Consider the following 26,273-nt stretch of genomic DNA (forward strand, 5'->3'; position numbering starts at 1 on the left):
GGATAATGGGGGAGTATTTTGGATCTAATCTTACATACGTTAATTCATGCCGCAGCAGGTGCCAGCACCGCGTATTTGATTAGCAGAGCATTCAAGGACTCGATTGGAAGGCGTTCCCTTTTGCTCCTGTTTGGTGCGATTGCCGGGCTGGCGCCGGATTTTACGAAGTTTTTTGGCGATTTGTTATTTCACTCCGTCTTTTTGGTTCCGCTCATCGGTTGGATATTGGCTTACGTTTATTCCGTGTTCCAAAAGGAACTCTCGTTCAAGCGGATATGGCTGATGTTTATGATTAGTGCAGGCACTCATTTGCTGATCGATTATATAGGCAACGGGGTAGCTTTATTTTATCCGATAATTGATCATGAATACGAATTTAGCGTTATCGATCGAGATGATCCATTTGTTTTATTTCCGATGCTGCTATCCGTGATTATCGGGCTATGGTTTCGGAAGGGCAGGTATTTGGTACTTGCCGGCGTTCTGACTTCCATTGTATATATTGGAACGCTGACCTATTCCAAGCTAGATCTGGAGCACAGCTTGAAGGAACGGTACAAACAAGATCATATGGAGTTCTTGCTGACTTATCCGGATCCTTCGAGCAGGCGTTGGAGGTTTATGCTACGGACGGAGTCGGCTGCCGTGTTTGGCCGCGCATCCCTACTGGGAAACCGGATTGAAGTTGATAACGAATCCAGCTTCAGCAATCTGCGCGCGGAGAAAACAGAAGCTGACGCCTCATCCGTAACCGTCACCGGGACAATGACGTTATCCAAAAACGATATGTTTACGATTATGCAAAAGCCTTATTTTATCGATATTGAGCTAGTTAACGGGACTTACTCCGAGGATTGGTCTCCGGGACCGTTTATGGGACCGAATTGGAGCGGAGAATTTCACCTTGTATTGAGAGATGATATCGGCAATGAGCTGAACCGAGTGGCTTTAAATGATTTTTATACGGATCCGCTGCTGTTCAACTCTACATTTGATCTTTCGTTTGATGATTATAACGGTGACGGAAACCCGGATTTTACGATAGGACAGTATGGAACAAGCAACGGGAATTACTATAAGCTATTTACTCTGACCGGCAGCGACGAGTTTAAGGAATTAGACGCGGGAGGAAGGGATGGCATGTTTATAAGCGCGGACGATTCCATGTATTCCACCCATTTGCATAAGATAGACGATTCTTCGTTCCAAACCACTTACTATGATAATTCTACGGGGCATTATGTGAAAAACACATTTACATGGAGTGGAGAAGGATTTGTGAAACATTGAGAGATCGCGAGATCGGGAGGCATAGCAATGCCTCCTTTTCTTTTCGGCCGGAGAATGCTCTATCATAATTGAAATCATAGGCTCATACATTAGTTGGTGGTTTCCTCAAACAGGAAATTGAGCCAATTTTGTCGAAGTTACTAGAATTCCTTAAAGTCTGAGAGGTAGATTATGACGTCATTAACGGAAGCTTATGTGGATAGCTTGGCTCCTAATGCGGGAGCTATGAAGAATGGCCGAGACCTGGTCAAAAAGAACAGCTTCCCGGTGCTTCGAAGAACGGAAGATGGGACTCTGCTGTTCGGCGAATGCAAAGGAAGCGGCAAGGAACCGTATCGCTGCTCGGTTGATTTTGTTCAGCCGGATAGTCCGGTGTCGCGCTGCTCTTGTCCAAGCCGGCAGTTCCCCTGCAAGCATACGCTTGGCTTAATGTATGCTTACGCGCTTGGTAAGCCGTTCGAGCAGGCAGAGCTGCCTCCGGATATCGCGGAGAAACGGGACAAAGCGGAGAAGCGGGAAGAGAAGAAGAAAGAAACCGAAGCAGCAGTGGCAAGCGGTGCGGCTCCAGCCAAACGCAAGGTTAACAAGTCGGCGCTGGCCAAGAAAATCAACGCACAGCTGGAAGGCCTTCAACTAGTAGAGAAAATGGTGCTGCAAACCGTTCAAGGCGGACTCGGCAGCTTGAGCAAAAAGAATATCCAGCTTCTGGAGGATCAAGCAAAGGAACTGGGCAATTACTATATACCCGGCGTGCAGGCGGAGTTAAGGGAGCTCATCCTGCTATTTGGCGAAGAAGTGAACCGTGAAGCGATTTATTCCCAGGCTATCGAGCAGCTGATCCGTATCCATTCGTTGGCGAAGAAGGGAAAAGCGTATCTGGAGCGGCGTTTAGCGGAACCGGATATGCCGTTAGACACGGAATCAACGCTTGAGGAACAGCTTGGCCACGCTTGGCAGTTAGCCGAACTGAAAGAGTATGGCCGCGCGCGGCAAGCATCCGAGCTGCTGCAGCTTTCCTTCTTGTCGTATACCGATCAGGCAAGGGGAGAATACGTCGATGCCGGATGGTGGGCCGACCTGCGGGACGGGACGGTTCATGCCACTCGCAATCTCCGTCCGTTCCGGGCGGCCAAGCAGATTAAAGAAGAGGATACCGTGCACGCCGTTGTTCAAACGGATGAGTTGTACCAGTATCCAGGCGAGATCAATGCCCGCGTAAGGTGGGAAAAGGGAACGTTCCGCGAGACAGCCGCGCACGATTACAAGGCGGTAAAAGGAGCAGCTAACGGATCCTTCCCGGATGTGATCAAACAAGTGAAGAACATCATTAAGAATCCTCTCGCTAACCGCAATCCGGTTGTGCTAATCGCCTACCATACCATCGAGAAGTCCGGAGAAGGTTACTTGTTCCGGGATAAGCAAGGCAAGCCGATTCCGGTGACATCGGATATGATTGCTACGCCTGCACGACTCGAGACGGTTGTGCCGTTATTGCAAGAAGAGGAGCTGCGGGATCAAGCCGCGCTGGTCATGTTCCAACATGACGTGGACAGCGGACGTCTGTCGGCGCAGCCGATGAGCATCATCACGGATAGCCGAATTATTCGGCTGTTGTATTAGAGGAGTGACTTCCATGAGCGTAGATCTGTTGCTTGACCTTCAGGTTGAGGTTCGAAGATTATTTATTGCCGGCAGCAGCCTGGCCGAGGGGGATATCCGGTTATCGAAGCTGCTGCCTTCCTTGCAGAAAGCCGGGGAAGCCGCACCCGTATTCAAACGATTGGCAGATACAACGGAAGGACTTATTCAAGCCCCCCGTGCCGAAAGCGCTTTGAAGCTGCTGGAGCTGGCCACGCTGCTCAGCGCCGTCCTGCACACGCAGGGCAAAACCGATATTGCGGGAGAGACACAGCCTGTGGGCAGCGTAGGACTGTCGCTTCCCACGGAGGTAACCTTCCGGAGATTGCATCCGCTGCTCGAAGCCTTAACGACGAAGGGCTCGGGCAGGCTGGAGCAGATCCGTCAGGCTTACGAAGACAGGAGCTTCCTGGATCTTCGGGCACTGCCCGCTTTGTGCAGCGCGCTGGACGATGTTTATTCCGAAATTCCGGAGTTCATTCAGCAAAAAATACTGCCGGAGTTCGGTCAAGCGGCTGTTCCTTTACTTCAGAGTCAGCTAAATCTGCAGGGCGGCAAAGGGGATGCAAGACGTCTTCAGATGCTTCACCTCCTGCAAGGCGAATCCGCGCTGGAGCTCGTTCAGGAAGCCGGTGCATCGGGCGCGCCGGAATTGAAGATTACGGCGATCGAGCTGCTCAGCGGCTACGAAGGCCAAGAGGGCTTCCTGCTTGAGCAAAGCCGGGAAAAAAGGAAAGAAGTCCGCGAAGCGGCCTATTATGCTCTTGCGCGGCTTGCATCCATTCCATGCCAGGACCGCTTGTTTGAAGCCGTCACATCCAAGGATGCGGAGCTTGTTATATACCCGATTCGCAAATGTTCGGCGCTTACGCTTCATAAGCGAATCATCGCGCACGCGGAAGAACAGCTGGACCGTTATTCGGCAAGCGAAGGCAAGGCGAGAGAAGCAGCACTGCAGCAGCTCTATACCGATCTGCGCTGCTTGAATAGCCATGCGCATAAGCTCGCCGAGGCAGCCTTCCCGATGCTCGGCAGACTGCTGGCAACCGATGAATTCATGACCGCCGACGCGGGTAGCGTGCAGGACACGGCGGCAGAGCTTCTGCTGGCGCTGGAATCGGAAACGGCTGACCGGTTTGCGATTGGTCTGCATTCCGCCTATAAAGGCAAATTTATCGGATACAGCTTCCGCGCTGCCTTTAGGCAATTGACTCCGGCTGAGCTCTTCGACCGGTATGCGGATGCCATCAAGGGACGTTCAGCATCGGCGAAGCTGCTGCAGCAAGCGATTCAACAAATCGTTCACGAACAGCTGGCAGGCAGAGACGAACATGCCGAAGCCGTTCCGGAAGAGGCTTGGGACCGGCGCTGGGTGAAGGCACTTGCCGATCAGGACTTGACGGATCTGGTCTGCGCATTTGCGCATCGGAATGACCGGGACGTGACGTCCTATCTTGTATCTAAGCTGAAGGACGGCTCAAGAGTTAACGATTACCGGACGCAAAATGTGCTGCTGACGTTATTCCGCATTGGGTTTAAGGATGCTCCCGAGCTCTTCATGGGGCTTCTTGAGAACAAAACCTCCCGCAGCTTCTATTACATAGACTGGCGGATGAAGCAGTTGTTTGCATCAATGCCGAAGGCTCATGCGCCTCGTCTTCGCGCTTTTGCGGAAGCACTTGCGTACGAATCGGTTAAAAATGAATTGCTGGAGATTGTTGAAGCATTGGAAGCGATGCCGGATGATCAAGCAGGGGAGAGTGGAAAAGGAGTATGGGCATGGATCAAAAACAAAATGTATTAAGATTGCCGGCGGAGCAGCTGTATGCGCATGAGCTTGAAGCGCTGAAAGCGGCCGATAAAAATAACGAGAAGCCTGTCGGCTGGCAGCTGTCTCCCAAAGCGGTGCTAACCTTCATTACCGGCGGCCAGGCCGGGAAGACCCCGATTACTCCGAAATATATCGGCAATAAGCGTCTGGTCGAGATGGCGATTGCTACTCTTCTGACGGATCGGGCGCTGCTCTTGATCGGCGAGCCGGGGACGGCAAAATCCTGGCTGTCTGAAAATTTGACCGCCGCGATTCACGGTGACTCGTCCAAGGTTGTGCAAGGAACGGCTGGCACAAGCGAGGAGCATGTCCGTTATTCCTGGAACTATGCGCTTCTGCTTGCGCAGGGTCCGTCGGATCAAGCGCTGATCCGCAGCCCGATTCTGCGTGCCATGGAAGGCGGAGGAATCGCCCGCTTTGAAGAGATTTCCCGCTGCGCGTCCGAAGTGCAGGACGCTTTGATCTCTATCCTGTCGGAGAAGACAATAGCCATTCCCGAGCTTGGCAGGGAAGTTCCCGCTGAACGCGGCTTCTCCATTATTGCTACGGCAAATACAAGGGACCGCGGCGTAAACGAGATGTCGGCTGCCTTGAAGCGGCGCTTTAATATTTTGGTACTGCCGGCACCTTCAAGCATGGATACCGAAATCGATATCGTGCGCCGCCGGGTAAGCGAAATATCCGCGAACTACGAGCTGCGCGCCTCGCAGCCGGATGACGAAGCGATTCGCAAGGTTGTGACGATTTTCCGCGAGCTTCGCAGCGGCCTGACGCTTGACGGCAAAGAGAAGGTGAAGTCTCCCAGCGGCGTAATTTCGACGGCCGAAGCGATTTCGCTGCTTACGGGCAGCATGGCGCTTGCCGGAAGCTTCGGCACCGGAGAACTGACCGACGAGGATATCGCAGCCGGGCTGCAAGGGGCTATCGTGAAGGATGATGCGAAGGATCAGCAGGTATGGAAGGAATATCTCGATAACGTGATGAAAAAACGGGGGGCGTCATGGCGAAGCCTGTACAACGCGTGCGCGGAGATGAACGGTTGAGCGGACCGCATTATTTCGGCATCAGGCATTTGTCGCCGGCAGGCTCCTATCATCTCCTCGCCCTGCTCGGGGAGGTGAAGCCGACTGCGGTATTAATCGAGGGTCCAAGCGACGCGGGTATTCTTGCCGAGCAGCTGACCGCCCGCGGCGTAGTCCCGCCGGTAGCCATGCTCGCTTATACGGACCGGCTGCCCGTACGCACGCTGCTGTATCCGTTCGCCGACTATTCCCCGGAATATCAGGCTTTGTTATGGGCTAGCAACCATAACTGCCATACGGAGTTTATCGATTTGCCGACGGAGGTATCCCTTGCCCTCGCGGATGCAAGGAGGGATACGTCACCGGATCTGTCGGATGGCAGCGTTCAGGAAGCCGAAGCTCCTGCGGATCTCTATAGCAGAATTGCCGAGTTGTCCGGCGAACCGGATTATGAAGCGTATTGGGAGCGGCATTTCGAGCATCGTTTGCAGCCGGACAGCTACCGAAGCGCGATCCGAACGTATGCGGAGGAGATGCGGGAGCTAACGGATCAGGATGAACAGATATTGACACCGCGAGGTTACGCCTATAACGAGATTCGGGAAGCTTTCATGCGCCGTAAAATTCAAGATACGATTAAGGCCGGTCATAAACGGGATAAAATCGTAGTGGTCAGCGGCGCCCATCATACATCAGCTCTCAATTTGGATCTGCCGGCAATGACGGATGCGGAGATCAAGAAGCTGCCTCGAGTGCCATCCAAGATGACGTTAATGCCTTATTCCTACTATAAATTATCTTCGCATTCCGGTTATGGGGCGGGGAATCAGGCGCCAGCCTACTATTCGCTGCTGTGGCAATGCATGAAGCAAGGGAAGATGAAGGAATTGCCGGCCTTATACCTGTCCTCCGTTGCCATGCAAATGCGGGAGCAAGGAACATGGCGTTCTACGGCTTCGGTCATCGAGGCAGTGAGAATGGCAGATGCGCTGGCATTTATGCATGACGGCGTGCTGCCGACCTGGAAGGACCTGCGGGACGCGGCCACCGTACTTTTCGGCTTTGGGGAGTTTTCATCTGTCGCAGAAGCGCTTGCGAGAGTGGATATCGGAACGGTAATCGGCAGCTTGCCGGAAGGCGTAAGCCAGACACCCGTGCAGGATGATTTGAACCGCGAGCTCAAACGGCTGAAGCTGGACAAATACAAGACGCTTGTTGCCGCTGGCCTGGAGCTGGATCTGAGGGAAAACAGGCGGGTGAAATCCGAGGAATCCGCATTCCTTGATTTGAACCGTTCGATTTTTCTGCACCGGCTTGCCGTGCTGGGAATCCGTTTTGCCCGCAAGCAGCGGGTTAGTCAGACGGACGCGACCTGGGCGGAGCATTGGGTGCTGCAGTGGTCGCCGGAGGCCGAGATTGAGACGGTCGAATCCACCCTAAAAGGCGAGACGGTCGAGCTTGCAGCCGCTTATGTTATTCATGAAGAGCTGCTGGCCTGCACAAACATCGCCGATGCAGCCAAGCTGATCCGCAAATCCTGCGAATGCGGGCTGCCGCAAGTAATGGGGCAGGCGACCGGCGCATTGCAGCGGCTTGCCGTCGATGCCGGCAGCTTCGAGCAAATTGCCGAGACGGTGCAAGAGCTGTCCGTATTACTGCAGTACGGCTCCATTCGCCGGATCGAGACGGAGACTTTGGTGCCCATTATGCAGCAGCTGTTCCTGCGCGGTACCCTTATGCTGCAGGATGCAGCCGGCTGCAATGACGATGCGGCGGCTGGGATGGTAACCGCCATTCAAGCGATGGATGCGGCGGCGGAAGAGCATTACCAGCTCGTGGACGGGGCGCTTTGGATGAACAAGCTGAAGGAGCTTGCGGCCAGGGATGACCGCAACGCCAAGCTGTCCGGTTTCGCCTTTGCGATCGTACTCGAGAAGAACGAAGCCGGCGAAGAGGATTGCTCGAGGGAAGTATCGCGCCGTCTGTCGCCCGGTATTCCGGCGGACATTGGATCCGGCTGGTTCGAAGGCATGTCGATGCGCAACCGTTACGCGTTATTGTCGAGAGATTATTTATGGCGTCAGCTGGATGAATACGTGAATTCGCTGGAGGAAGAGCCGTTCAAGCGCTCGCTTGTGTTTCTGAGGCGCGCATTCGGAGGCTTCGAGCCTAGGGAGAAAGCGGCAATTGCCGAGCTGCTCGGCGATTTGTGGGGAAGCGGAGCGGAACCAACCGGCGAAGCCCTTCAACGTCCGCTTAACGATGAAGAGAAGGAGCAGCTGGATGAACTTAACGACTTTGACTTTGGAGATATATAGCCTATGACGACAATGGATCCGGAACAAGTCAGACGCTGGAGGCTTATATTAGGAGCTTCTGCCGAACAAAAGCTGCAGGGAGCAGGCAGTCCGCAAGGAAGACCTCTATTAAGCGATGAGGATCTGCTGATGGATGAAGCCCTTGCGGCTATTTATGAAGGAGAAGGGACGGGTTCGGGAGCCGGGCTTAGCGGCCAGGCCAACGGCAATACTTCCAGATCCCGATCTGCCGGTCTGGGGGCATCGTCTCCCAAGTTAGCCAAATGGCTTGGCGATGTGCGGCATTTTTTTCCGCCGGATGTTGTGTCCGTCATTCAGGCCGATGCCGTGGAACGCAAGGGGCTTACCCAGCTGCTATTCGAACCGGAGCTGTTGTCCCAGGTTAAGCCCGATATCGGGATGGTCGCCACCTTAATGTCGCTTCGCGGCCAAATTCCGGAGCGTACGAAAGAGACTGCGCGGGCACTCGTGCGGGAAGTCGTGGAAGATATCATGAAGCGCCTCGAGCAGGATCTTACCCGCGCGGTTACCGGAGCTTTGAACCGGAGGCAGCATTCTCCGCTGCCTTCCTTAAGCGGTCTCGACTGGGGGGCGACAATCCGCAAGAACCTGAAGCATTACGATCAGGAACGCGGGCTGCTTATTCCGGAGAAGGTTTATTTCTTCGACCGCGCGCGGAAAAGCAAGGAATGGACCGTCATTCTCGATATCGATCAAAGCGGCTCAATGGCGAATTCCGTCATCTATGCGTCGCTTGTTGGTTCCATCTTTGCGAGTATGCCATCGCTGGAGACGAAGGTGGTTGCCTTTGATACCGAGGTGGTGGATTTAAGCGAGCAGTGTGCGAGCGATCCGGTGGATATGCTGTTCGGCATTCAGCTTGGCGGCGGGACCGATATCAATAAGTCGCTCCAATATTGCGAGCCGTTTATTACCGAACCGAAGAAATCGATCTTTATCCTAGTCTCCGACCTGTATGAGGGCGGCAACCGGACCGAGATGATCAGGCGGCTGAAGGAGATGCATGAGTCCGGCGTAAAAACCGTTTGCCTGCTTGCCCTGTCGGATGACGGCGTACCGTCTTATGACGAATCAGTCGCGAAAAAGCTGGCGCAATACGGCATTCCTTGCTTCGGCTGCACGCCGGATAAGCTGGCGGAGCTGATCGAAGGCGCTTTGAAGGGAATGGACCTGCAGCAGCTTGCCGACCGGATGGGACAGTCCGCAAAAGGAAAATAATTATACGAAGACAAAAAGCCTGCAGCTCGATTGCAGGCTTTTTCATGTCAATTTTATTGATTTACATAACGCATATTACGGTAACTTATATGAATTAAGGCAGCGGAATCGCACGCCGAAAGCTTTTCCAACTAATCGTATTCGTCAGCATAAGGGTTATGAAATAGAAGAGAGTGGAGACGACAATGGAGGCTACCATGCTCCATAACATCGACCAGCCTTCATAGGTGAAGAAAGCCATGGACCAACGGCCGAAGAGCGCCATGAGCACCATGCACAAGCCTACTTTAATGTAGGGCTCTACCGGCCAATAGAAGCCGATCGAGCTGGAGATGGAGAAGAAATTAAGCATCATCTGCAGAACCATGCCAATCCCGATGCCAAACGCAACTCCAACAATGCCGAATTGGCTGCCGAATACAAAGATGGAGACGGCCTTGAAGGCGGTGGAGATGATAAAGTTCCACAATGCGGCATTCGTCCGGCCAAGCCCTAGCAGAATGGCATGCAGAGGTGCGTCAAAATAATGGAAGAAGAACATCGGAGCCAGGATCTGCAGCAGCATTCCCGCATCGGGAGCCCCATAAATGACGGACGTTAATGGCGTTGCCCACTGAAATAAAATAACGGTTGCCGGCGCGCCGATTAAGAGGCCAACAATCATGGCTTGGTTCATCCGCTCGTGAATGAGCAAAGTGTTCTTGCTGACCGCCGCTTCGCTGATGGCAGGAACTAGCGCAGTTGAGAGAGAATTGGTTATAAAGCTGGGCATAAACAACAAGGGGAATGTGTAACCAGCCAGCAAACCAAACTGCTTCGTCGCCATAGCCGTGCCGATACCAGCCATTGCTAGACTGGTGGTAATTAGCAAAGGCTGAAATGCGCTGTATAACGAATGAATAACGCCTTGACCTGCCGTTGGCATTCCCAGGTTAAGTAGCTCGTTAAGCGTGCTTCTTCCGTGCTTGAGATGGTTCCTCCACGTTTCCCCCTCGGCTTTCCGCTCGCCGTAAAGCTTATAGCTGGCAGCAAGAAAGAGAAGACTGATCATCTCGCTAATGACGGAAGCGGCCATAGCGCCTGCCGCCGCATAGGCAACGCCATAAGGCAGAAGCAAGTGGACAAGCGCCAATACGCAGGCGATTTGCACCGTATGCTCAAGGACATCGGATGCGGCAATAGCCTTCATCTGCTGCATGCCGCGGAAATAGCCTTTCAAGACGGCGGAGATCGCTACAATCGGAGCAATTGGCGTGATCGCGAGCATCGCTAGATAAGCTCGCTGGTCGCTTAACAGAATCGAAGAAATCCACTCCGAGAAAATAAGCGAGAAGGTCGTCAGCGTTATGCTGAGTACGGATGTAATCGCAAGAGAGACATTCAGAATTCGCCTGATCTTAGCTCGGTCGCCTTGCTCATTGGCTTCAGCGACCAGCTTGGAGATGGCAACGGGAAGTCCCAGCTCCGTAATCGTAATGACCAGCGGTACAAGAGGATGAGCCATCATAAGCAGACCAATGCCTTCCGCGCCAAGCGCGCGGGCGATGTACATGCCGCTGATAAAGCCGAGAATCCGGTTAATGAAAGCGGCAGCCGACAAGACTAACGTACCTTTTACGAATGACGATTTAGGATGTGCCATACTTTCCTCCTGAAAAAACGCTTGAATACTTAAGTGTATTCACCGTTTGGAAAAGCATGCGAACAAGCTGCTTGCATGGCGGGAGGCTTTTTTGGAAGGAGCAATAACCTTGAATGAAATGGAAATCGCCATACAACTAAGAGAATCGGGACAATTAGAGGAATCCAGATCCATGCTGCTGGCGCTCACTGAACGATATCCCGCTAATCCGTCCGTCTGGTATCAATGCGCATGGGTGCATGATTCGATGGGACTGGAGAGGGAAGCCGTCCCTTTTTATCAAAAATCAATAGAGCTTGGCCTTAGCGGCGAGGAGCGGCAAGGCGCTTATTTGGGACTGGGAAGCACTTACCGGACATTGGGAATGTATGCCGAAGCACAGTCTGTTTTTCGGGAAGCGATAGAAGAATATCCGGATAATAGGGAGTTTCAGGTCTTTTATGCGATGGTGCTTTATAACCTTGAGGAGCATAGCGCGGCTATGGAAATTTTGCTGAAGCAACTAGCAGAGACAAGCGGAGACCAAGGTATACAATCCTATCGAAAAGCTTTACTTTTCTATGCGGATAAATTAGACCAGCGGTGGGATTAGGGAATACACATTCGAATTTTTGCTAGACGAGCCTTGACTTGGAGTTAACTCCAAGTGAGATAATAGGATCGACTAAAAGGAAAGCAGGGGATATGGATGGAATACGTGAAATTGGGGAATACGGGATTGGATGTTTCACGCCTTTGTCTTGGCTGCATGAGCTTTGGTGACGTGGAACGCTGGAATCATCCGTGGATTCTTGATGAAGAGAACAGCCGGCCGATTATTAAGAAAGCTTTGGATTTGGGAATCAATTTCTTTGATACGGCGAATGCTTATTCGACCGGAGCAAGCGAAGAAATTGTCGGTCGTGCCTTGAAGGATTACGCCAACCGGGATGAAGTCGTTATTGCATCGAAGGTATTCTTCCGCATGCAGCCGGGCCCGAACGGCGCGGGGCTTTCCCGTAAAGCGATTATGAACGAAATCGATAATAGCCTGAAGCGACTGGGAACTGACTATGTGGACTTGTACCAGATTCACCGCTGGGACTACAACACCCCGATTGAAGAGACGATGGAAGCTTTGCATGATGTGGTAAAAGCAGGCAAGGCTAGATACATAGGGGCTTCAGCCATGTATGCCTGGCAGTTCCAGAAGGCGCTGCATGTTGCGGAACAAAATGGCTGGACCCGCTTTGTCGCGATGCAGAATCATCTTAACCTCATGTACCGGGAGGAAGAACGCGAGATGATGCCTCTGCTCAAAGAGGAGAAGATTGGCGCAATTCCTTACAGTCCTCTTGCATCCGGCAGATTGGTCCGCGACTGGGGTAACGTCACGCACCGCTCCGAAACCGATCAGGCGCAAAAGATGAAATACGACGCATTCGCCGAGCAGGATCGCGTTATCGCCGAGAGGGTTGCGGAAATTGCGAATAAACGCGGCGTTCCCCGAGTTCAGGTTGCCCTGGCATGGCTGCTGCAAAAGGAACAGGTTACGGCTCCGATTATCGGCGTAACAAGCATGGCTCAGCTCGAAGAAACAATCGGATCGATCGATCTTACGTTAACGCCGGACGAGATTAAATACCTCGAGGAACAGTATGTTCCGCACCGCGTTGTTGGAGCCTTGTAAGTGTAAAGGAGAAAAAGCTGGTTCCTTATCGGAGCCAGCTTTTTTGCGTGACTATTTCGCCGTTAATAGCTTTGCATTAGCCTGAGCATCAAAAACCGTGGTTTTTCCGTCTTCGGTAATAACGGCCGATTTGGCTTTTACCGTTTGACCATGCGCGGCGAAATCTTTATCGGAGAAATTGACGGTAACCTTTAATTGATCGCCGTACTCGGCGCTCTGCACGAGACGGTCATCGGACAATACCGAAAATTTCGTCAGTTCTTGCGTGACGGCCTTACTGTGGAACGGTGACCATACCTTCAGGAAGCCGGTAATGCTGGCTTGCTGCCGCTTCCATGCCGCCTCGTCCAAATGGTAAAGGGGAGGAGCGTTGTACAAGAGCTCATACAGCATCCGTTCCGCTTCGGCATATTTGATTTTGTAACTGCTCCATTCCCAATGATTGGTTGTAATAACGGAGTTGTTGTAAACCAGCTTGTAGAGGGGCAGAGAATAGGTTGGATCCAGATACACTTTATCGTACAACGGTTTTACCGGCACGGCTTTGCCGTAGCGTTCCGGAATCCCCAACATGGCATAATAACCGCCAACGTAATATTCGCTGTCTTTGTTATCGCGCATATCGGGATCTCCCCAGGCGATAATCGGACTTTCTATCCCTTGCGCGTAGGCGATGACGCCGCTGGCATAATCGTTACCGCCTTCGGAGCCAACGACCATCTGCATGTCTTTCGCGTAATAACTTAGCCTTTGAAGCCGTGCGTCCAGATCCTGCGACTGCGTCGTCGGATGGGCAGGGGAGTAATCGTCAAAGATTTCACCCGTCGCATCGCAGTCGACAAACCAGGAATTAAAGGCAATCCCTTCCTTCAGAATGCTCTCGGCGCGCTGCTTGACACTTGGCAAGGCTAATGTAGGATTAAGCTTACGGCCCCGGTTAAGGAAACCGGCTACCTTCGAGCCGTCTTTCCGGGTAATGGTAGCTTCCTCGTAGAGAGTTGAATCCGGGAAGGAAGCCGTATTCCAGGATGGATCCGGCTTCTCCTGAATGGAATGGTAGGAATCATAAGGGGCGATAAGATAACCGTCGCTTGCCGCTTCGTTCACCATGGCCGGATTGATCAAGCCGTCCGCCCAATTCGAGAGACCAATCCAGGCTTTATCGATACCGGAGTCGTGCATGGCTTTGATCAAGTCGGTCGAGCCGGCTTGTCCCCAATCCTTCAAATCGGCTGCCGCGTCACCTAGGCTGTCTTTTAACAGCAGCTTGTTCAGCTCATACAGCTTTTGTTCGCTTAGGCTGGACACGCCTTGTTGAATAAGGGCGGTTGCTTCTTTGCCCGTATCCGGAAACATCTCGGCCGAGTAGAAGTCTTTCATTCGGACGGCCTGATTAAGCGCGCTTAACACAACCTTTTTTTGATAATTATCCATATCATCCTGGCCGGACACCTGCTTAAGCGTATCGGTGAGCTCGCTGCTGCCGTCCGCGGTTTCATCCATCAGATGCTTAAGCCATGCGCCTAGCTTGCCATTAAGTACGGTTCTCATTTTCGGCCAATTTACATTCTCGTCGGTCAAAATATTTGGACTCCACAAGTAGATTTGCGGCGCTCCGTAAAGCTTCCGGATATTCGGATTTTGATCGGCTTTCTGCTCCAAGGTCACGAAATTGCCGCTTTCGATCACATTGTTTTTATAGGGCTGAACGACCTGCTGGGGATCATTGCCCGTTACATAAAGGCGGAAGCCGTATCTTTTGTCCGGGTTAATCGTAGGAAAGTCATGCGAGAATTGCATTTGCACCGAAGGATCCGTGTCGAAGTGAACCTCGTCGTTAAATTTGTTGTTGACCAGATAAACCATCGAGAACGACTTATTGTTTAAGGCGAAGAAATCCATCGAGAACGACTCGCTGAACGTGTAGGTCTGATCGTGAAGAAATGTCTTCCAATCCTTGTCATCCGCGGGAATTCGCTTGCCTTCCCCAAGAGGCAGCATGTAGCTGTCCGCTTGAACAATCGGCCACTCGAAGGATTCGGCGCCGATGGATTCCAGCTGAATATCGAGATAATGATCCATCTTGGTGATCGAGATGTTCATTTTGCCGGGATAGGTCCAGGATACCGAGTTGCCGTTCTTGATCAAATTCGTTACCTGCGACTTTGGAAGCGGCAGAGATGCTTGTTCTCTTACTCCGTCTTTGATAATGGTAAGCGCGAAGGTATCGGGGTCTACCTCGAACTCAAAGGGCTCGCCACCGGGAAGCGGTGTTTTCTGAATGGGAACTAGCGTCCCTGTTTCTTTCGGCGGGGTCTGGTTGTTGCCGCTGTTGGCGCATCCGGCTAATAACGCGGTTAACAGAGTAGTGGTGACCATCCACGTCAATTTTGATTTCAAGCTTTATTCCTCCATTTCTCATTTGCGAAATCGAGGTCAGTCTACGGGATGAATGTTACAGCAATGTGCCAAATGCCAGGCGTGGCGGTTCGTCACATTCGCGTCACCTGATTTTTATATAGTAGAAAACAAAGCCGATGAATGGGCAAGACTGATATCTGGAGAGTGGGTGACCTATGAACTTGCTGCTGGCCGATGACGAGCCGATGATGCTGCAAATTTTAAAAAGCTATTTTATGAAAGAAGGATTTAACGTGCTGACGTCCGGGGATGGCGAAGAAGCGCTGGAGTTGTTTTACGAGCATCGGGTGGATCTTGCCGTGTTGGACTGGATGATGCCGAAGGTGAACGGGGTAGAGGTATGCAAGGAGATCAAGAAGGTCAGCCGGACTAAGGTTTTGCTCCTCACGGCGAAAGGCGAACCGGAAGACGAACTCTATGCTCTAAATGCCGGTGCGGACGACTATGTGCGCAAGCCATTTGATCCCCGAGTGTTAATCGCCCGTGCTTGTAAATTGTTGAATTGGGACTCTCAGCTGCGTTCAGGCGATTTGGTGGTGGATATGGAGGCTCAGAAAATATACCGTAACGGCAACGATGTGCAGGCAACCTTGAAGGAGTTCCAGTTAATGAAGTATCTCATCCACAACAAGGGTCAGATCGTCCCCCGTAAAATGCTGCTGGATCAGGTATGGGGATTCGACTATTACGGGGATGACCGGACGGTGGATACCCATATCCGCAGGCTGCGGGAGAAGATCGGGGAGACCCGGATCAAGACGTTCCGGGGTTTAGGGTATAGTCTGGAGGAGCATCCGGATGAGTAAGCTCGGCTATAAGCTGATTACCCGTATTACCCTGGCGCTGCTGGCGGTATTTATTTTGACTTTTGCGATGAATACTTATTTTCTGCCGAAATATTTTTTATATCAGAAGAAAGAGAAGCTGGCATCCCTGACGGACGAGCTGTCCAGTGTGCCGGCTGATGCGCTCGACTCGACGATCCCGAAGCTGGAGCAGGCGAGAGACGTGACGATAGTCTATACAAGCTTGGCTCAGAACACGGATGACCTAAACGACCGGATTCTGCGGCAGTTGAACCTGAAGGGAATTACGTTAAGCAAATTCTGGTTAAGCGAAGAAAATATCGCTTTGCTGCGGGCGGGCAGCCGGGTTAACAAGCTCTATGATCAAGCTAAGCTGAAATCCAGCTTCCTGGTTAATTTCCTGCCTTCCGGCGGCAACGTACTGGCGGTAGGAGAGTCGATCTCCTATTCGAAGGAGACCATTGGGATCGTGAACCGGTTTAATCTGTATATTTGGGCAAGCATGCTGCTGCTGTTGATCGTCCTGTCAACCTTGTATACGGCAAGGATCGTGAAACCGCTGGCGAAGCTGAACGATACGGCTAAATCCATTGCCGAATTATCCTTCACTCATGCGGAAATCCGGACAGGGGATGAGATTGAGTCTTTGGCAGGCAGCATCAACCGGATGAGCGACAAGCTGAAAGCTTCGCAGCAGTCGCTGGAGGCAAGAAACGCGAATCTGCGGACGTTTATAGCCGATATCTCGCATGAGCTGAAAACTCCGTTGTCCTTGATTCAAGCCTATGCGGCGGGTATTCAGGACGGGCTTGACGATGGTACGTACGCCGAAGTCATCGGACGCCAAACGAAGCATATGGCAGGGATGATCGATCAGCTGCTCGAACTGTCCAGGCTTCAGACGGAAGTTTACGAGCTTATGCCAACGGAGTTCCACCGGCTGCTGACAACAACGATTGATGATTACCGCGCAGCCTTTCGTCATAAGAATATGGAGCTGATTCTGGACGATAAGCTTCCCGAGGAAGCTTGGGTCATGGCGGACAGCCGCAAGCTCGAATCCGTTCTGCGCAATCTGCTCTCCAATGCATTGAAATATGCCGAGGGGGAGTGGGTCCGCGTTGCCGCGGAAGTCCAATCGTCCGCCGTTCATTTCAACATTTTGAATGAAACGGATACAAGCCAGGAAGCGAAGTGGGGGCAGGTATGGGAGCCTTTCTTCGTCTTGGAAGAATCCCGCAGCAAACAATTGAGCGGCACAGGACTTGGTCTGTCCATCACCGCATCCATACTGCAGAAGCATCATGCGAATTACGGACATGTGGCGCAGGATGGAACAGTGGAGTTTTATTTTTCGTTGGGTGTGATGGAGTTATAAATTTCCCCCGCGTAAGTCGATATCGCTTCGTCATAATCCGGGTAGGGATAACCGAGAGCAGCAGCTACGGACATCGAGTATTTACGAAATAACGCATAACATGTAAATAAAGAATTCCACATATCCGGATAGCTGCTTTGAGAATAGGTTGTAAGGAGAGCCAACCAGTCATCCGCCGGGAGATACCGGTTAATGAACTTGTAATTTTCCCCGCGCTAAACGTATAGCCACGCTCAACGCCAATCTGCCATGCCATCATTCTGAGCAGATTAGGCCGAGCAATCTCATGAAGATGATCGGCGGCAAATAAAATTTCCCTTCGCGCCAGCCCCTTTACGATGTAAGTGGAGACCATCCAAAACTCATTGCAGCAATCGTCAAATTCCCTTGCAGTCGGCCGTTTAATCCAATATTGCTGGTCCGTTGCAATGACATCCTCCCGGATGCGTTTATCCTTATCGAGCAGTACCTCGACCAAGCCATCGCTTTTGGCAAAATACTCTTCCAATTCATCAACGGGAATCAAAGTGAGGTCTAGCTTGTTCCCATCCTCAAATAGAATGAGATAAGAGAACCAATTGCCAAGCACCGCCGGGAATAATTCCATGTCTTCGGGCTTTTGCATTAGAAGGCGTTTGCCGAAGGTATCCAGCCATTGGTCATTCTCCTTAAACGCATCCATGTCCGTTACAAAGAAGGAAATATCATAATCTTGAAACAAATCAGGGGGGATGTTCTTGTTCGTTCGGGAGCCTTCCAGCGTAACTATTCGGATCTTTTTATGATTCGCTGCAAAATCCACAAACATCTTCATCATATCCTGTTCACTTCTCATCCATCTATCTTCCTTTCGTCAAGCGTTATCGCATAAAATAAAAATGACTGGGAAACTCGGGTAAAAGGTGGTGGGGACGAACATGAAGATCCAGATCCGGAACTTAAATAGCAGTTCGACGCCAACGATTTTCCATCAGCATTCGATGATCGACTCCATTCGGGATTTCAATCTAACCATTGAACCCGGCAAAATTTATGGATTAGTTGGGTCCCTTGGCAGCGGAGGTTGGCTCCTCAGTTATTTTCTAGCCGGAAGAGAGGAGCTGCTGTCGGAATGTCTGGATATGTCCCACTCGATCATAACCTTGGATGATAACCCCGTAAACAATGATATCTTAAAACAAATTTCTTGTTACGTAGGCGAAGGGGTTGCCGAGTTTCCGTATCGCAAGTACAATACCTATCCCGGTCCGCTTACATGGCAAATAAGAAGGGTTCGTTCTGTCGCTGACCAGATCAACGAGGGGATTAAGCGGAGCGGGAACCCGTTAAACCTAGAGCAAATCGCCGGGTTGTTCGAGTTATCCGGATTAGACAAACCAAAGCGTTATCAGGGCAAAATTTATCGTCCCCTTGAATTCAACAGCAGCGAGCGATGGAGAGCTTCTATGGCGATTGGTTATGCAGAAAAAGCTATATTGCGTTCCTTGGATCGAACCTCATGGTCTCTATTATCTTCTAGGGCAGTTGGGCAGGAAGTTGCTTGGCGTTCTAAGAGAATCCGGTGCGTCAGTGATCGTACCCGTAAGCGATGAGAAATATATAGCGGGTTTGGCCGATGAGATTGTGTATTTGAAACCCTATGACCTGTGGAAAGACAATCAAACGGATGAAAATGCCATAAGGTTATCGGAATGATCTGGAAGCCGCACGGGAAGTGCGGCTTATTTGGCATAGGCAGAGGATTACCGCTCGGCATCTATTCTACGAAGAAGAATAGTATTGAGATAGGAAGTCATTTCAGTGAGGTGAAGCGGCGGATCAAACGCTCAAGACATCGAAGCGGCCAACGCTGCCGTTCAAACACTCGCGGATAGGCTCGATGGATGCATACCAATGAGGAATTAAAGCTCCTCTCCTTGATGGAGGGGAGCTTTTTGAGATTCAATGAGAATGAAGACTAACAGGATGATCTCCGTCAATCGTGTGAAATAAGATGGTGTTCTCAGAAATCCAGGTAGGGGCGGTAAGTTGTAAGGCGTTATCTATGGAAGGAGAGCTGCTAATAAGATGCAGTTCCTCCGCATTCAATCTTTTGATGATTAAACCATTCAAGTAGGGTTCGCTTTCGTAAAAGTTATAGAAGTAATTAGTCTCGCCTAAGGTTGCCGTTCTTTGTTCGATATAAATTTTATTCGTTCCTTGCGGTGAAGTAAGCGAATAATACTCATAACTCCATAGCTTGTGAAAAAACAAATATCCCAAGAATAGAACTAAGAGGAGGAATGCTGTTAGAATCGTCAGCCATCTTAACCTGGGTAAAAGGAAAATGAATATGAGCATAACAGCTAAATTGATAAGTAGCGGATAGGTAACGCCAGTGGTGAGAAACATGGAGAATTTATAGTTATACGTATAAAGAAGATAGATGAGCAGATCCGCCATAATCATAAGAGTAAGGATTATTATAGCAAATCGAGTTTTAATGGAAAGCAATATTAATCAACTCCCATAGTTCATCGGTTAATGAATAACTTTATAGACGGAATAATATGATAAAGGTTTCCATTCGGAAAAAATAAGGAAAAAATATCCTCATTTGTGTTAAGCTTGAGGCATCATAAGTTTAAAAATCAGGAGGATATAAATGTCTAGTGAAAGCGTCTTTTCCATGTTTGCTATTCTGCCAATGATTTTAGTTGTCGTATATGGGTTGTTTATCCTTATGGGATTATACGCTCTTTATCTTATTATTAAATTCTTGATTCGGGGAATTGCGGCATTAGATATTTATCTGGACGAAAAGCGAAGCGGAAGATTGTGATAGGATGAAGGCGTGGTGCAATAGGGTTATTAAAGAAAGACAACATCCGATCAATCGGCTGTTGTCTTTTCTTTTACGCAAAGTTAAGTCGTTATCGTGCGTTTTTAATAAAATGTTGCATAAAAGACGACTAAGTCATACAATGACTTATATAATGTTGCATGACGGCTTAGGTGTTTGAGAAAATCCGGAAGAGGTGGTAAAGAGGTTATGTTTCAGGAAGAACGAATCAATGCCATTATGGAGCATTTGAATCAGCACAAGCGGATCGATATCAAAGACATGTGCCAGAAGTTCGACGTATCCCGCGATACGGCACGCCGGGATCTGCTGAGGATGGAGGAGCTAGGTCTTATTCTCAGAACGCATGGGGGAGCGGTACTGCCAAAGAAGTCGAGGGAGGTATTCGAGTACAAGGATCGGCTTGTCAAAGATTCCGACGTCAAGCGCGATATCGGACGCCTTGCCGCATCGCTTGTAAAAGATGGCGACTATATTATGATGGACGCTTCAACAACCGTACAGTTCACCGCCGAGCACATTACGGCAGAAAGAGTGGTTGCCGTTACGAATTCCATTGACATTGCAGATGCCTTGTCGCGGAAAAATGCCGTAAGGACGTATCTGCTGGGCGGGGAGCTGAATATTAAACACCGCTTTCTGTTTGGCCAGGCGACGATCGATAATTTGGCGGATTACCAAGTGGATAAATTATTCCTTGGCGCATGCGGAATAACGGCAAACGGTTTATCTTATCCCGATGTGGAGGATGGGGTGGTTAAACGCGAGATGATGAAGAAAGCGAATCAGGTCATTCTTTTGGCGGATCATACAAAGTTCGGCGAACAGATGTTTTATAAAATCGGGGGCTTAGACGCCATTGATCTCCTGATTACAGATCAGCAGCCTGACCGGGATATGATGGAGAAGCTTGCGGAGCATCATGTAGAACTACGCGTCGTATCGGAGGAGGATTTGGATGATTAAACTTATTGTCAGTGATTTGGACGGCACGCTCTTGGATAAAAGCAAACAAATTAACGAGCGGGATCGCCACGCGATAAGAAAAGCTTATGAAAGTGGTCTCGATTTATGTATCGCATCCGGCCGGATGAATGCCGAGATTACCGTCATTATGCGGCCATTCCCGAATAAATATCATGCTGTTGGTCAAAACGGGGCAACCGTCCGGCTGAATAACGAGCGCCTGCTTGGTGCGATGGATTTTGCGCCCGAATTATCTTTGCAGTTGCTTCAAGCGATCCCTAGCGAGGAATTCATAAGCTTCGTTCATTGCACGGACGACTCTTACTATGCGAGGGTGGATAATGAAGTTTCCCGTTCCGTCGAGAAACGTATTATGTCGGAAAGCTCTGTTCATAAAGAACTGGAGGAAGCTCTGGCAAACGATGAGTTCCGTTGCAGTAAGCTCGCTTGCTTCGGAGAATTGGGTAAGCTGAGCAAGCTGGAAGCCCAATTGAACCGCCAGTTTGCCGGGCAGATTGAGACATTTATCAGCGATAAAGATTGTTTGGATATTATGCCGCTTAACGTCTCCAAAGGCACGGGTATATCGCTCCTGATTCGGGAACTGGGAATTGCCCCGGATGAAATCGCATGCATCGGCGACTCATTTAACGATCTTTCGATGTTTGCCTTAACACCGCACAGCTTTGCAATGATCGAAAGCCATAATGAAATCCGCGAACAGGCGAGTTCGGTTGTTCAATCCGTTGCTGAAGCTATCGATCATATCATTGCCTACAACACCATGTCGATCGCGAACTAGGACAGGGGATGAGAGCATGAAACGAATCGTTTGGTTAAGCTGTTTAGCGTACTTCCTGGTGGGGCTGGCAACTGTTGCTTTTGGCGCCTTGCTTCCCGAACTGCTTCAGGTCTACGATAAAAGCTACAGCAGCGGCGGACAGCTCGTATTCGCGCAATTCGCCGGCTTTTTCCTCGGAGTTGTCCTGACTCCTAGACTAACCGTACTTTTCGGATACCCGAGAACGATTTGGCTGGGAATGCTTTTTCTCGTCATGGCGCAAGCTTCGCTTTTCTTTAGTCCGATATGGGCATTGGTTATTATACTCGCCGTGCTGAATGGCTGCGGGTTCGGAATGACTCAGACGGCGTTAGGCACTTATTTACTGGAGATTAGCGATCAAGCAGCGGTAACGATGAGTCGTCTGGAGGTTGCTTTTGGAGTTGGCGCTTTATTCATGCCTATGATCTCGAGCGTATTAATTGCGCAAGCCGGCTGGGAGTGGTCGTTTGGCGTAATTGCAGTTCTAGGTCTGGTCAATCTCCTGTTCTGGAGCAGAAAAGCAATGAACGCTCCGGGAATGGATTCTTCATCCATCCATTCATCGCTTACAATAGACGTTACTCCAAAGTCGAAAAAAACTCCGATTCCCTTAGCCTCGCTAGTTTATTTTATCTTGTTTGTATTCCTTTACGTAGGCCTGGAAACAAGCCTCGTTAATTTCCTGCCGTCGATCTTCTCCAAGCATTTCTCCATTCATGCGTCTAACGCAAGCCTTTCGGTTACCTTATTTTGGGTCGCTATGATTATCGGGAGATTCTTCTCCGGTTATCTTGCCGAGAGAGTTCGGTACAACCGTTTCTTGCTCCTCAGTGCAATAGGTGCCGGGTTATGCCTCGTTTGCATGCCGGCTGTAAAACATCCAATCCACGCGTTTGCACTTGTTTTATTAACCGGCCTCTTCTTATCGGGGATCTTCGCGATTCTGATTGTATATGCAAATAGTGTTTTCGAGGGGAATACGAAGCAGATCACCAGCATTCTGATTGCGTCGGGAGGAATTGGCGGGGCTATTCTGCCACTCTTTATCGGGTGGTGTATGGACCGGATATCAACATCCAGCACGTTGATTATCGTTGCTGCCTGCTCGTTCCTGCTGCTGGGGTGTCTTTACATGATTAGAAGGAATGCGCAAACGAAAGCAGCTCAAATAGCGATTAAAAATTTAAGTTCATAGTGGATTAATAAAGGTTGCCTGATAAACAGCTCGAACGTCTTTCAGGTAACCTTTTCTTTTTCCATAAGAACATAAATGCGGGCACAACTACTGGAGCGTTTTCAATGCGGGAGTAAAGACGGGGATACCGTAATCGTAATCGGTTGCGGGCCGGTGGGGTTGATAAAGCCGCATTTTCCGGTTTTTTTTGTTCCAATTTTACATACAGGTGATAGAATGACTATAGCAAATGGAAAAACAAGGTAGTTTTTTTCTAAAAGGTGGGGATGTAATGAAAGGGTTAAGTACGGGCATTTTGCTTGCGGCATTTTTTCTGCTCGAGCTTGCCACGTTTGTCGTGTTTGGTTATTGGGGTTATCATCTGCAGTCCGTTAGCGTCTTTAGTATCTTATTAGCAGTGGCAGCGCCACTTGTTCTCGCGGTTCTCTGGGGAAAGTTCCTATCGCCAAAAGCATCTGTGGCCATTTTCTCCTACCCGGTAAGAACGGCCCTGAAACTGGTCGTCTTCTTAGCAGCTTCGGCTGCATTATACTTAACCGGGCACGAGAAGCTGGGTCTTGCCTTTCTGATCGTTGCCATCGTTATCATCTCAGCCGTCTTCCTTTTGAATTTGCATAAGGTAGATGGAACTTCAGAATAATCTTCAAATCCCTTTCAATTTTGTCGATAAAGTAAAGGATTCCCAGAATTAATAAAAGAAGCGGTGGTATCAGAAATGGAAAAGTTAGGACTTCAAGACGAACTGAATCGTATGAACGCAAGAGAAGAATGGTAAACCAAGGTTCTAAAATATAGGAGGCTGCCGTTTATGGCAGCCTTTTCACATCCTCAAATCGTATGGACAACCTGATCGATAATCCCGTAGTCAAGCGCTTCCTGGGCGGAGAGGAAATAATCGCGATCCATGTCCTTCTCGATTTTCTCAAGAGGCTGACCGGTACGGTCGGCAGCGATCCGATTCAACCGGGCTCTCGTATCGAGGATCCGCTTGGCGCTGATTGCGATATCGCTGGCTTGGCCTTGAGCGCCGCCATGCGGCTGGTGGATCATGACCTCGCTGCTAGGCAGGGCAAACCGTTTGCCTTTGGCACCGCTTAGAAGCAGAATAGCCGCAAACGAAGCAGCCATCCCTACGCAAATCGTATGAACCTCGGGTTTTATATACTGCATCGTGTCATAGATCGCAAAGCCAGCTGTTGTTGAGCCCCCGGGAGAGTTAATGTACAGGCTGATTTCTTTATCCGGGTCCTCGGCGGCAAGAAATAAGAGCTGTGCTACAATACTGTTCGCAACTTGGTCATCGATGGCTGAGCCCAGGAAGACAATCCGGTCCTTCAGAAGCCGGGAATAAATATCATACGAACGTTCTCCGCGATTGGACTGTTCGACTACATAGGGGATAAAGCTGCTCATCGTAATCCCTCTTTCCTTTGTTTGATGTCTTACAATTCGGCAAACGAAAAGGGGATACGAAAAGATACGATGTAAAATTTATTTTATTAAGGCGTATCTTTTTCGCGAGCTCACTCGTTTACTGAATTAAGGATGCGTATAATAAGAAAGAGCGGAGGTGTCCGATATGACTGAAGCAACAATGGATAAAGAGCATATAGAATTGGAAAGGCTGCAACAAGTACTCGGCCGCTATTGCCTGTCTTTAACCAAATCCCGTATGGAAGCAGAAGATTTATCGCAGACGGCATGGGTTAAAGTCATGGAATCGGCGCAGCTGAAGGAGCATGCCAATCCTGAAGCTTATTTGCTTCGCATTGCGCGTAATACCTGGATTGACCGAATAAGACGGCAGACGACACATGCACGGATGTTGGAAACCGTCCGAGGATCGGCGGTGCATTATACCATGCCGGATGAGAGCCGGATCGGAACGGAACTGGTCATGCAGGCGCTTATGACATTTCTGTCTCCGCTTCAACGGGCTGTCTTTTTGTTGCGGGATGTTATGGGGTACTCGGCTCAAGAGACGGCATTACGATTAGGTCTAACACCGGGCGCAGTGAAAGCTGCCTTGCACCGGGCCCGTGCCGCGTTGCCGTCAGTCAAGCGGGCTGTTGAGGCAGGTTCGCTGCCTGTTCCGAACGAGGAAGGGCTGCGGGATGTCTTGCGTGCGCTTGCTATTGCCTATGAAGGCGGCGATATTGAAGCAATGCTTACGTTGGTGCAGCAAGGAGAGCTGGAACCGGCGCCGGCTATTGCGGTGCTGCAAGGCAGAAGACTTCGGGCAGCCTCGAATCAAGCTCGCCGTGGCGATTCCGTACCGTCAATGATGCAGGCAGCCTAATGAAATATAGGAATGAATGTACGAAGAAGCACTGCCTACACAGGCAATGCTTCTTTTTTATTACGAATAACGCCTGCCAACTTACTTGGTCTGCTTGATTTCGCGAACTTTGTTTGGATCAAGTATATCTTCCCGATATTTATCGTAGGCCTTCCGATTGTCTTCCTGCTCGCAAGCATGATCCGCAAACGAAGGCTTGCCGCATCTTGATTAATGCGCTAGCACAGGCATAGGGGTTCGAATATGCTCGGCATAACGGATCGCTTCCTGTTCCAGCCATTCGTCCATTGAAGCATCAACGGCATAACTTACGAAGGCAGGGAGATAAATACCGCTGCATTTGGTAATGGTACGTTCGATCGGACGCAAAAGCTCGCTGATTGTGAACTGATTGTCTCCGCCTGAGCGGTAAGAATTATCCGTTCCGCCGGTAGTTGTGGCGATTAGAAACTCTTTGCCAACCAGACGGTTACCCCCTGTGCCATATGCCCAGCCTGGTTTCATTACATCGTCGAACCATTTTTTCAATAACGGCGGACAGCTGTACCAATAGAAGGGAAATTGAAGAACAACACGGTCGTGTTGCAGCAGGAGTGCTTGTTCCTTCTCCGTGTCTATATTCCAATCCGGGTAGAGCTCATAGAGCTTGTGAATATGAATATTTTCTCGATTCTTATTAAGCCTCTGCAATAAAGCTTTATTGGCTCGGGAGGTAGTCAGCTCGGGATGAGCAACGATAACCAAAATGTTCATGAGAATCTTCCTTTCAAGTGGAGTATCCCCATTATTGAGCATGATGGCGAAGCTGAAAAGTACGCTCTTTTTCCGTACTTAGTACGGTTTACCGTACCATATTGCCGTTGCGGAAGGCTCTGCTATAATAAAAATACCATC

General features: G+C 50.1%; 22 protein-coding genes and 1 pseudogene. 18 read left to right on the forward strand and 5 right to left on the reverse strand.

Annotated elements, in window-relative coordinates:
• Positions 1-18: 18 nt before the first annotated feature.
• The 6 genes from WFJ73_RS12400 to WFJ73_RS12425 all read left to right on the forward strand — a co-directional run bounded on the left by WFJ73_RS12400 (position 19) and on the right by WFJ73_RS12425 (position 9,338).
• Positions 19-1,290, forward strand: a complete 1,272-nt coding sequence (locus WFJ73_RS12400; protein WP_336773356.1) for a metal-dependent hydrolase — start codon at positions 19-21, stop codon at positions 1,288-1,290.
• A gap of 171 nt (positions 1,291-1,461) precedes the next feature.
• On the forward strand, positions 1,462-2,910 hold the full coding sequence (locus tag WFJ73_RS12405) for an SWIM zinc finger family protein (RefSeq protein WP_336773357.1): 1,449 nt from the start codon (positions 1,462-1,464) through the stop codon (positions 2,908-2,910).
• 13 nt (positions 2,911-2,923) lie between these two features.
• Positions 2,924-4,732 (forward strand): hypothetical protein, encoded by a 1,809-nt coding sequence (locus tag WFJ73_RS12410; RefSeq protein ID WP_336773358.1) that lies wholly within the window; start codon positions 2,924-2,926, stop codon positions 4,730-4,732.
• Complete coding sequence (locus tag WFJ73_RS12415) at positions 4,708-5,802, forward strand: AAA family ATPase (protein WP_336773359.1); 1,095 nt, start codon at positions 4,708-4,710, stop codon at positions 5,800-5,802. The genes WFJ73_RS12410 and WFJ73_RS12415 overlap by 25 nt, the downstream gene beginning before the upstream one ends.
• Positions 5,760-8,099: a DUF5682 family protein gene (locus tag WFJ73_RS12420; protein ID WP_336773360.1), complete on the forward strand. Its 2,340-nt coding sequence runs from the start codon at positions 5,760-5,762 to the stop codon at positions 8,097-8,099. Before WFJ73_RS12415 ends, WFJ73_RS12420 begins: the two co-directional genes overlap by 43 nt.
• Before the next feature lie 3 nt (positions 8,100-8,102).
• Positions 8,103-9,338 (forward strand): VWA domain-containing protein, encoded by a 1,236-nt coding sequence (locus WFJ73_RS12425; RefSeq protein ID WP_336773361.1) that lies wholly within the window; start codon positions 8,103-8,105, stop codon positions 9,336-9,338.
• Positions 9,339-9,432: 94 nt separating this feature from the next.
• Here WFJ73_RS12425 and spoVB read toward each other — a convergent pair whose 3' ends face one another.
• Positions 9,433-10,980, reverse strand: coding sequence for a stage V sporulation protein B (spoVB, locus tag WFJ73_RS12430; RefSeq protein WP_336773362.1), 1,548 nt, complete (start codon positions 10,978-10,980; stop codon positions 9,433-9,435).
• 109 nt (positions 10,981-11,089) lie between these two features.
• Between spoVB and WFJ73_RS12435 the strand changes: the two genes are divergently transcribed.
• Positions 11,090-11,572: a tetratricopeptide repeat protein gene (locus tag WFJ73_RS12435; RefSeq protein WP_336773363.1), complete on the forward strand. Its 483-nt coding sequence runs from the start codon at positions 11,090-11,092 to the stop codon at positions 11,570-11,572.
• 96 nt (positions 11,573-11,668) lie between these two features.
• Entirely contained in the window at positions 11,669-12,649 is a 981-nt protein-coding gene (locus WFJ73_RS12440) for an aldo/keto reductase (protein ID WP_336773364.1), read from the forward strand.
• Between the two features lie 51 nt (positions 12,650-12,700).
• Here WFJ73_RS12440 and WFJ73_RS12445 read toward each other — a convergent pair whose 3' ends face one another.
• The gene (locus WFJ73_RS12445) at positions 12,701-15,049 is read right to left on the reverse strand and encodes a glycoside hydrolase (protein ID WP_442955944.1); all 2,349 of its coding nucleotides are present in this window, start codon (positions 15,047-15,049) and stop codon (positions 12,701-12,703) included.
• Positions 15,050-15,225: 176 nt separating this feature from the next.
• Between WFJ73_RS12445 and WFJ73_RS12450 the strand changes: the two genes are divergently transcribed.
• Entirely contained in the window at positions 15,226-15,876 is a 651-nt protein-coding gene (locus WFJ73_RS12450; RefSeq protein ID WP_336773365.1) for a response regulator transcription factor, read from the forward strand.
• Positions 15,869-17,254, forward strand: a complete 1,386-nt coding sequence (locus WFJ73_RS12455) for a sensor histidine kinase (RefSeq protein WP_336773366.1) — start codon at positions 15,869-15,871, stop codon at positions 17,252-17,254. The genes WFJ73_RS12450 and WFJ73_RS12455 overlap by 8 nt, the downstream gene beginning before the upstream one ends.
• On the opposite strand, the pseudogene ant(6) reads toward WFJ73_RS12455, so the two are convergent.
• A pseudogene (ant(6), locus tag WFJ73_RS12460) lies at positions 17,224-18,089 on the reverse strand (aminoglycoside 6-adenylyltransferase). The gene WFJ73_RS12455 and the pseudogene ant(6) overlap by 31 nt on opposite strands.
• Positions 18,090-18,171: 82 nt before the next feature.
• Here ant(6) and WFJ73_RS12465 point away from each other — a divergent pair.
• The 6 genes from WFJ73_RS12465 (at position 18,172) to WFJ73_RS12490 (ending at position 23,720) form a co-directional block, all read left to right on the forward strand.
• On the forward strand, positions 18,172-18,846 hold the full coding sequence (locus tag WFJ73_RS12465) for a hypothetical protein (RefSeq protein ID WP_336773367.1): 675 nt from the start codon (positions 18,172-18,174) through the stop codon (positions 18,844-18,846).
• Positions 18,847-19,898: 1,052 nt separating this feature from the next.
• On the forward strand, positions 19,899-20,075 hold the full coding sequence (locus WFJ73_RS12470) for a hypothetical protein (protein WP_336773368.1): 177 nt from the start codon (positions 19,899-19,901) through the stop codon (positions 20,073-20,075).
• Between the two features lie 210 nt (positions 20,076-20,285).
• On the forward strand, positions 20,286-21,062 hold the full coding sequence (locus tag WFJ73_RS12475; RefSeq protein WP_336773369.1) for a DeoR/GlpR family DNA-binding transcription regulator: 777 nt from the start codon (positions 20,286-20,288) through the stop codon (positions 21,060-21,062).
• On the forward strand, positions 21,055-21,864 hold the full coding sequence (locus WFJ73_RS12480; RefSeq protein ID WP_336773370.1) for an HAD family hydrolase: 810 nt from the start codon (positions 21,055-21,057) through the stop codon (positions 21,862-21,864). Before WFJ73_RS12475 ends, WFJ73_RS12480 begins: the two co-directional genes overlap by 8 nt.
• A gap of 16 nt (positions 21,865-21,880) precedes the next feature.
• Positions 21,881-23,080 carry an MFS transporter gene (locus tag WFJ73_RS12485; protein WP_336773371.1) on the forward strand — a complete coding sequence of 400 codons (1,200 nt, stop codon included), beginning with the start codon at positions 21,881-21,883 and terminating at the stop codon, positions 23,078-23,080.
• A gap of 271 nt (positions 23,081-23,351) precedes the next feature.
• Positions 23,352-23,720, forward strand: a complete 369-nt coding sequence (locus WFJ73_RS12490) for a YrdB family protein (RefSeq protein WP_336773372.1) — start codon at positions 23,352-23,354, stop codon at positions 23,718-23,720.
• A 188-nt stretch (positions 23,721-23,908) separates the two neighbouring features.
• Here WFJ73_RS12490 and clpP read toward each other — a convergent pair whose 3' ends face one another.
• On the reverse strand, positions 23,909-24,493 hold the full coding sequence (gene clpP, locus WFJ73_RS12495) for an ATP-dependent Clp endopeptidase proteolytic subunit ClpP (RefSeq protein WP_336773373.1): 585 nt from the start codon (positions 24,491-24,493) through the stop codon (positions 23,909-23,911).
• Positions 24,494-24,659: 166 nt separating this feature from the next.
• Between clpP and WFJ73_RS12500 the strand changes: the two genes are divergently transcribed.
• Together WFJ73_RS12500 and WFJ73_RS12505 are read left to right on the forward strand one after the other, a co-directional pair.
• Positions 24,660-25,379, forward strand: coding sequence for an RNA polymerase sigma factor (locus tag WFJ73_RS12500; RefSeq protein ID WP_336773374.1), 720 nt, complete (start codon positions 24,660-24,662; stop codon positions 25,377-25,379).
• A gap of 12 nt (positions 25,380-25,391) precedes the next feature.
• Positions 25,392-25,589 carry a hypothetical protein gene (locus WFJ73_RS12505; protein WP_336773375.1) on the forward strand — a complete coding sequence of 66 codons (198 nt, stop codon included), beginning with the start codon at positions 25,392-25,394 and terminating at the stop codon, positions 25,587-25,589.
• Here the strand turns inward: WFJ73_RS12505 and WFJ73_RS12510 are convergent, their stop codons facing one another.
• The gene (locus tag WFJ73_RS12510) at positions 25,590-26,132 is read right to left on the reverse strand and encodes an NAD(P)H-dependent oxidoreductase (protein WP_336773376.1); all 543 of its coding nucleotides are present in this window, start codon (positions 26,130-26,132) and stop codon (positions 25,590-25,592) included.
• Between the last annotated feature and the right edge of the window lie 141 nt (positions 26,133-26,273).

It is taken from the genome of Paenibacillus sp. MMO-58 (assembly GCF_037146255.1).
Lineage (GTDB): Bacteria > Bacillota > Bacilli > Paenibacillales > Paenibacillaceae > Pristimantibacillus.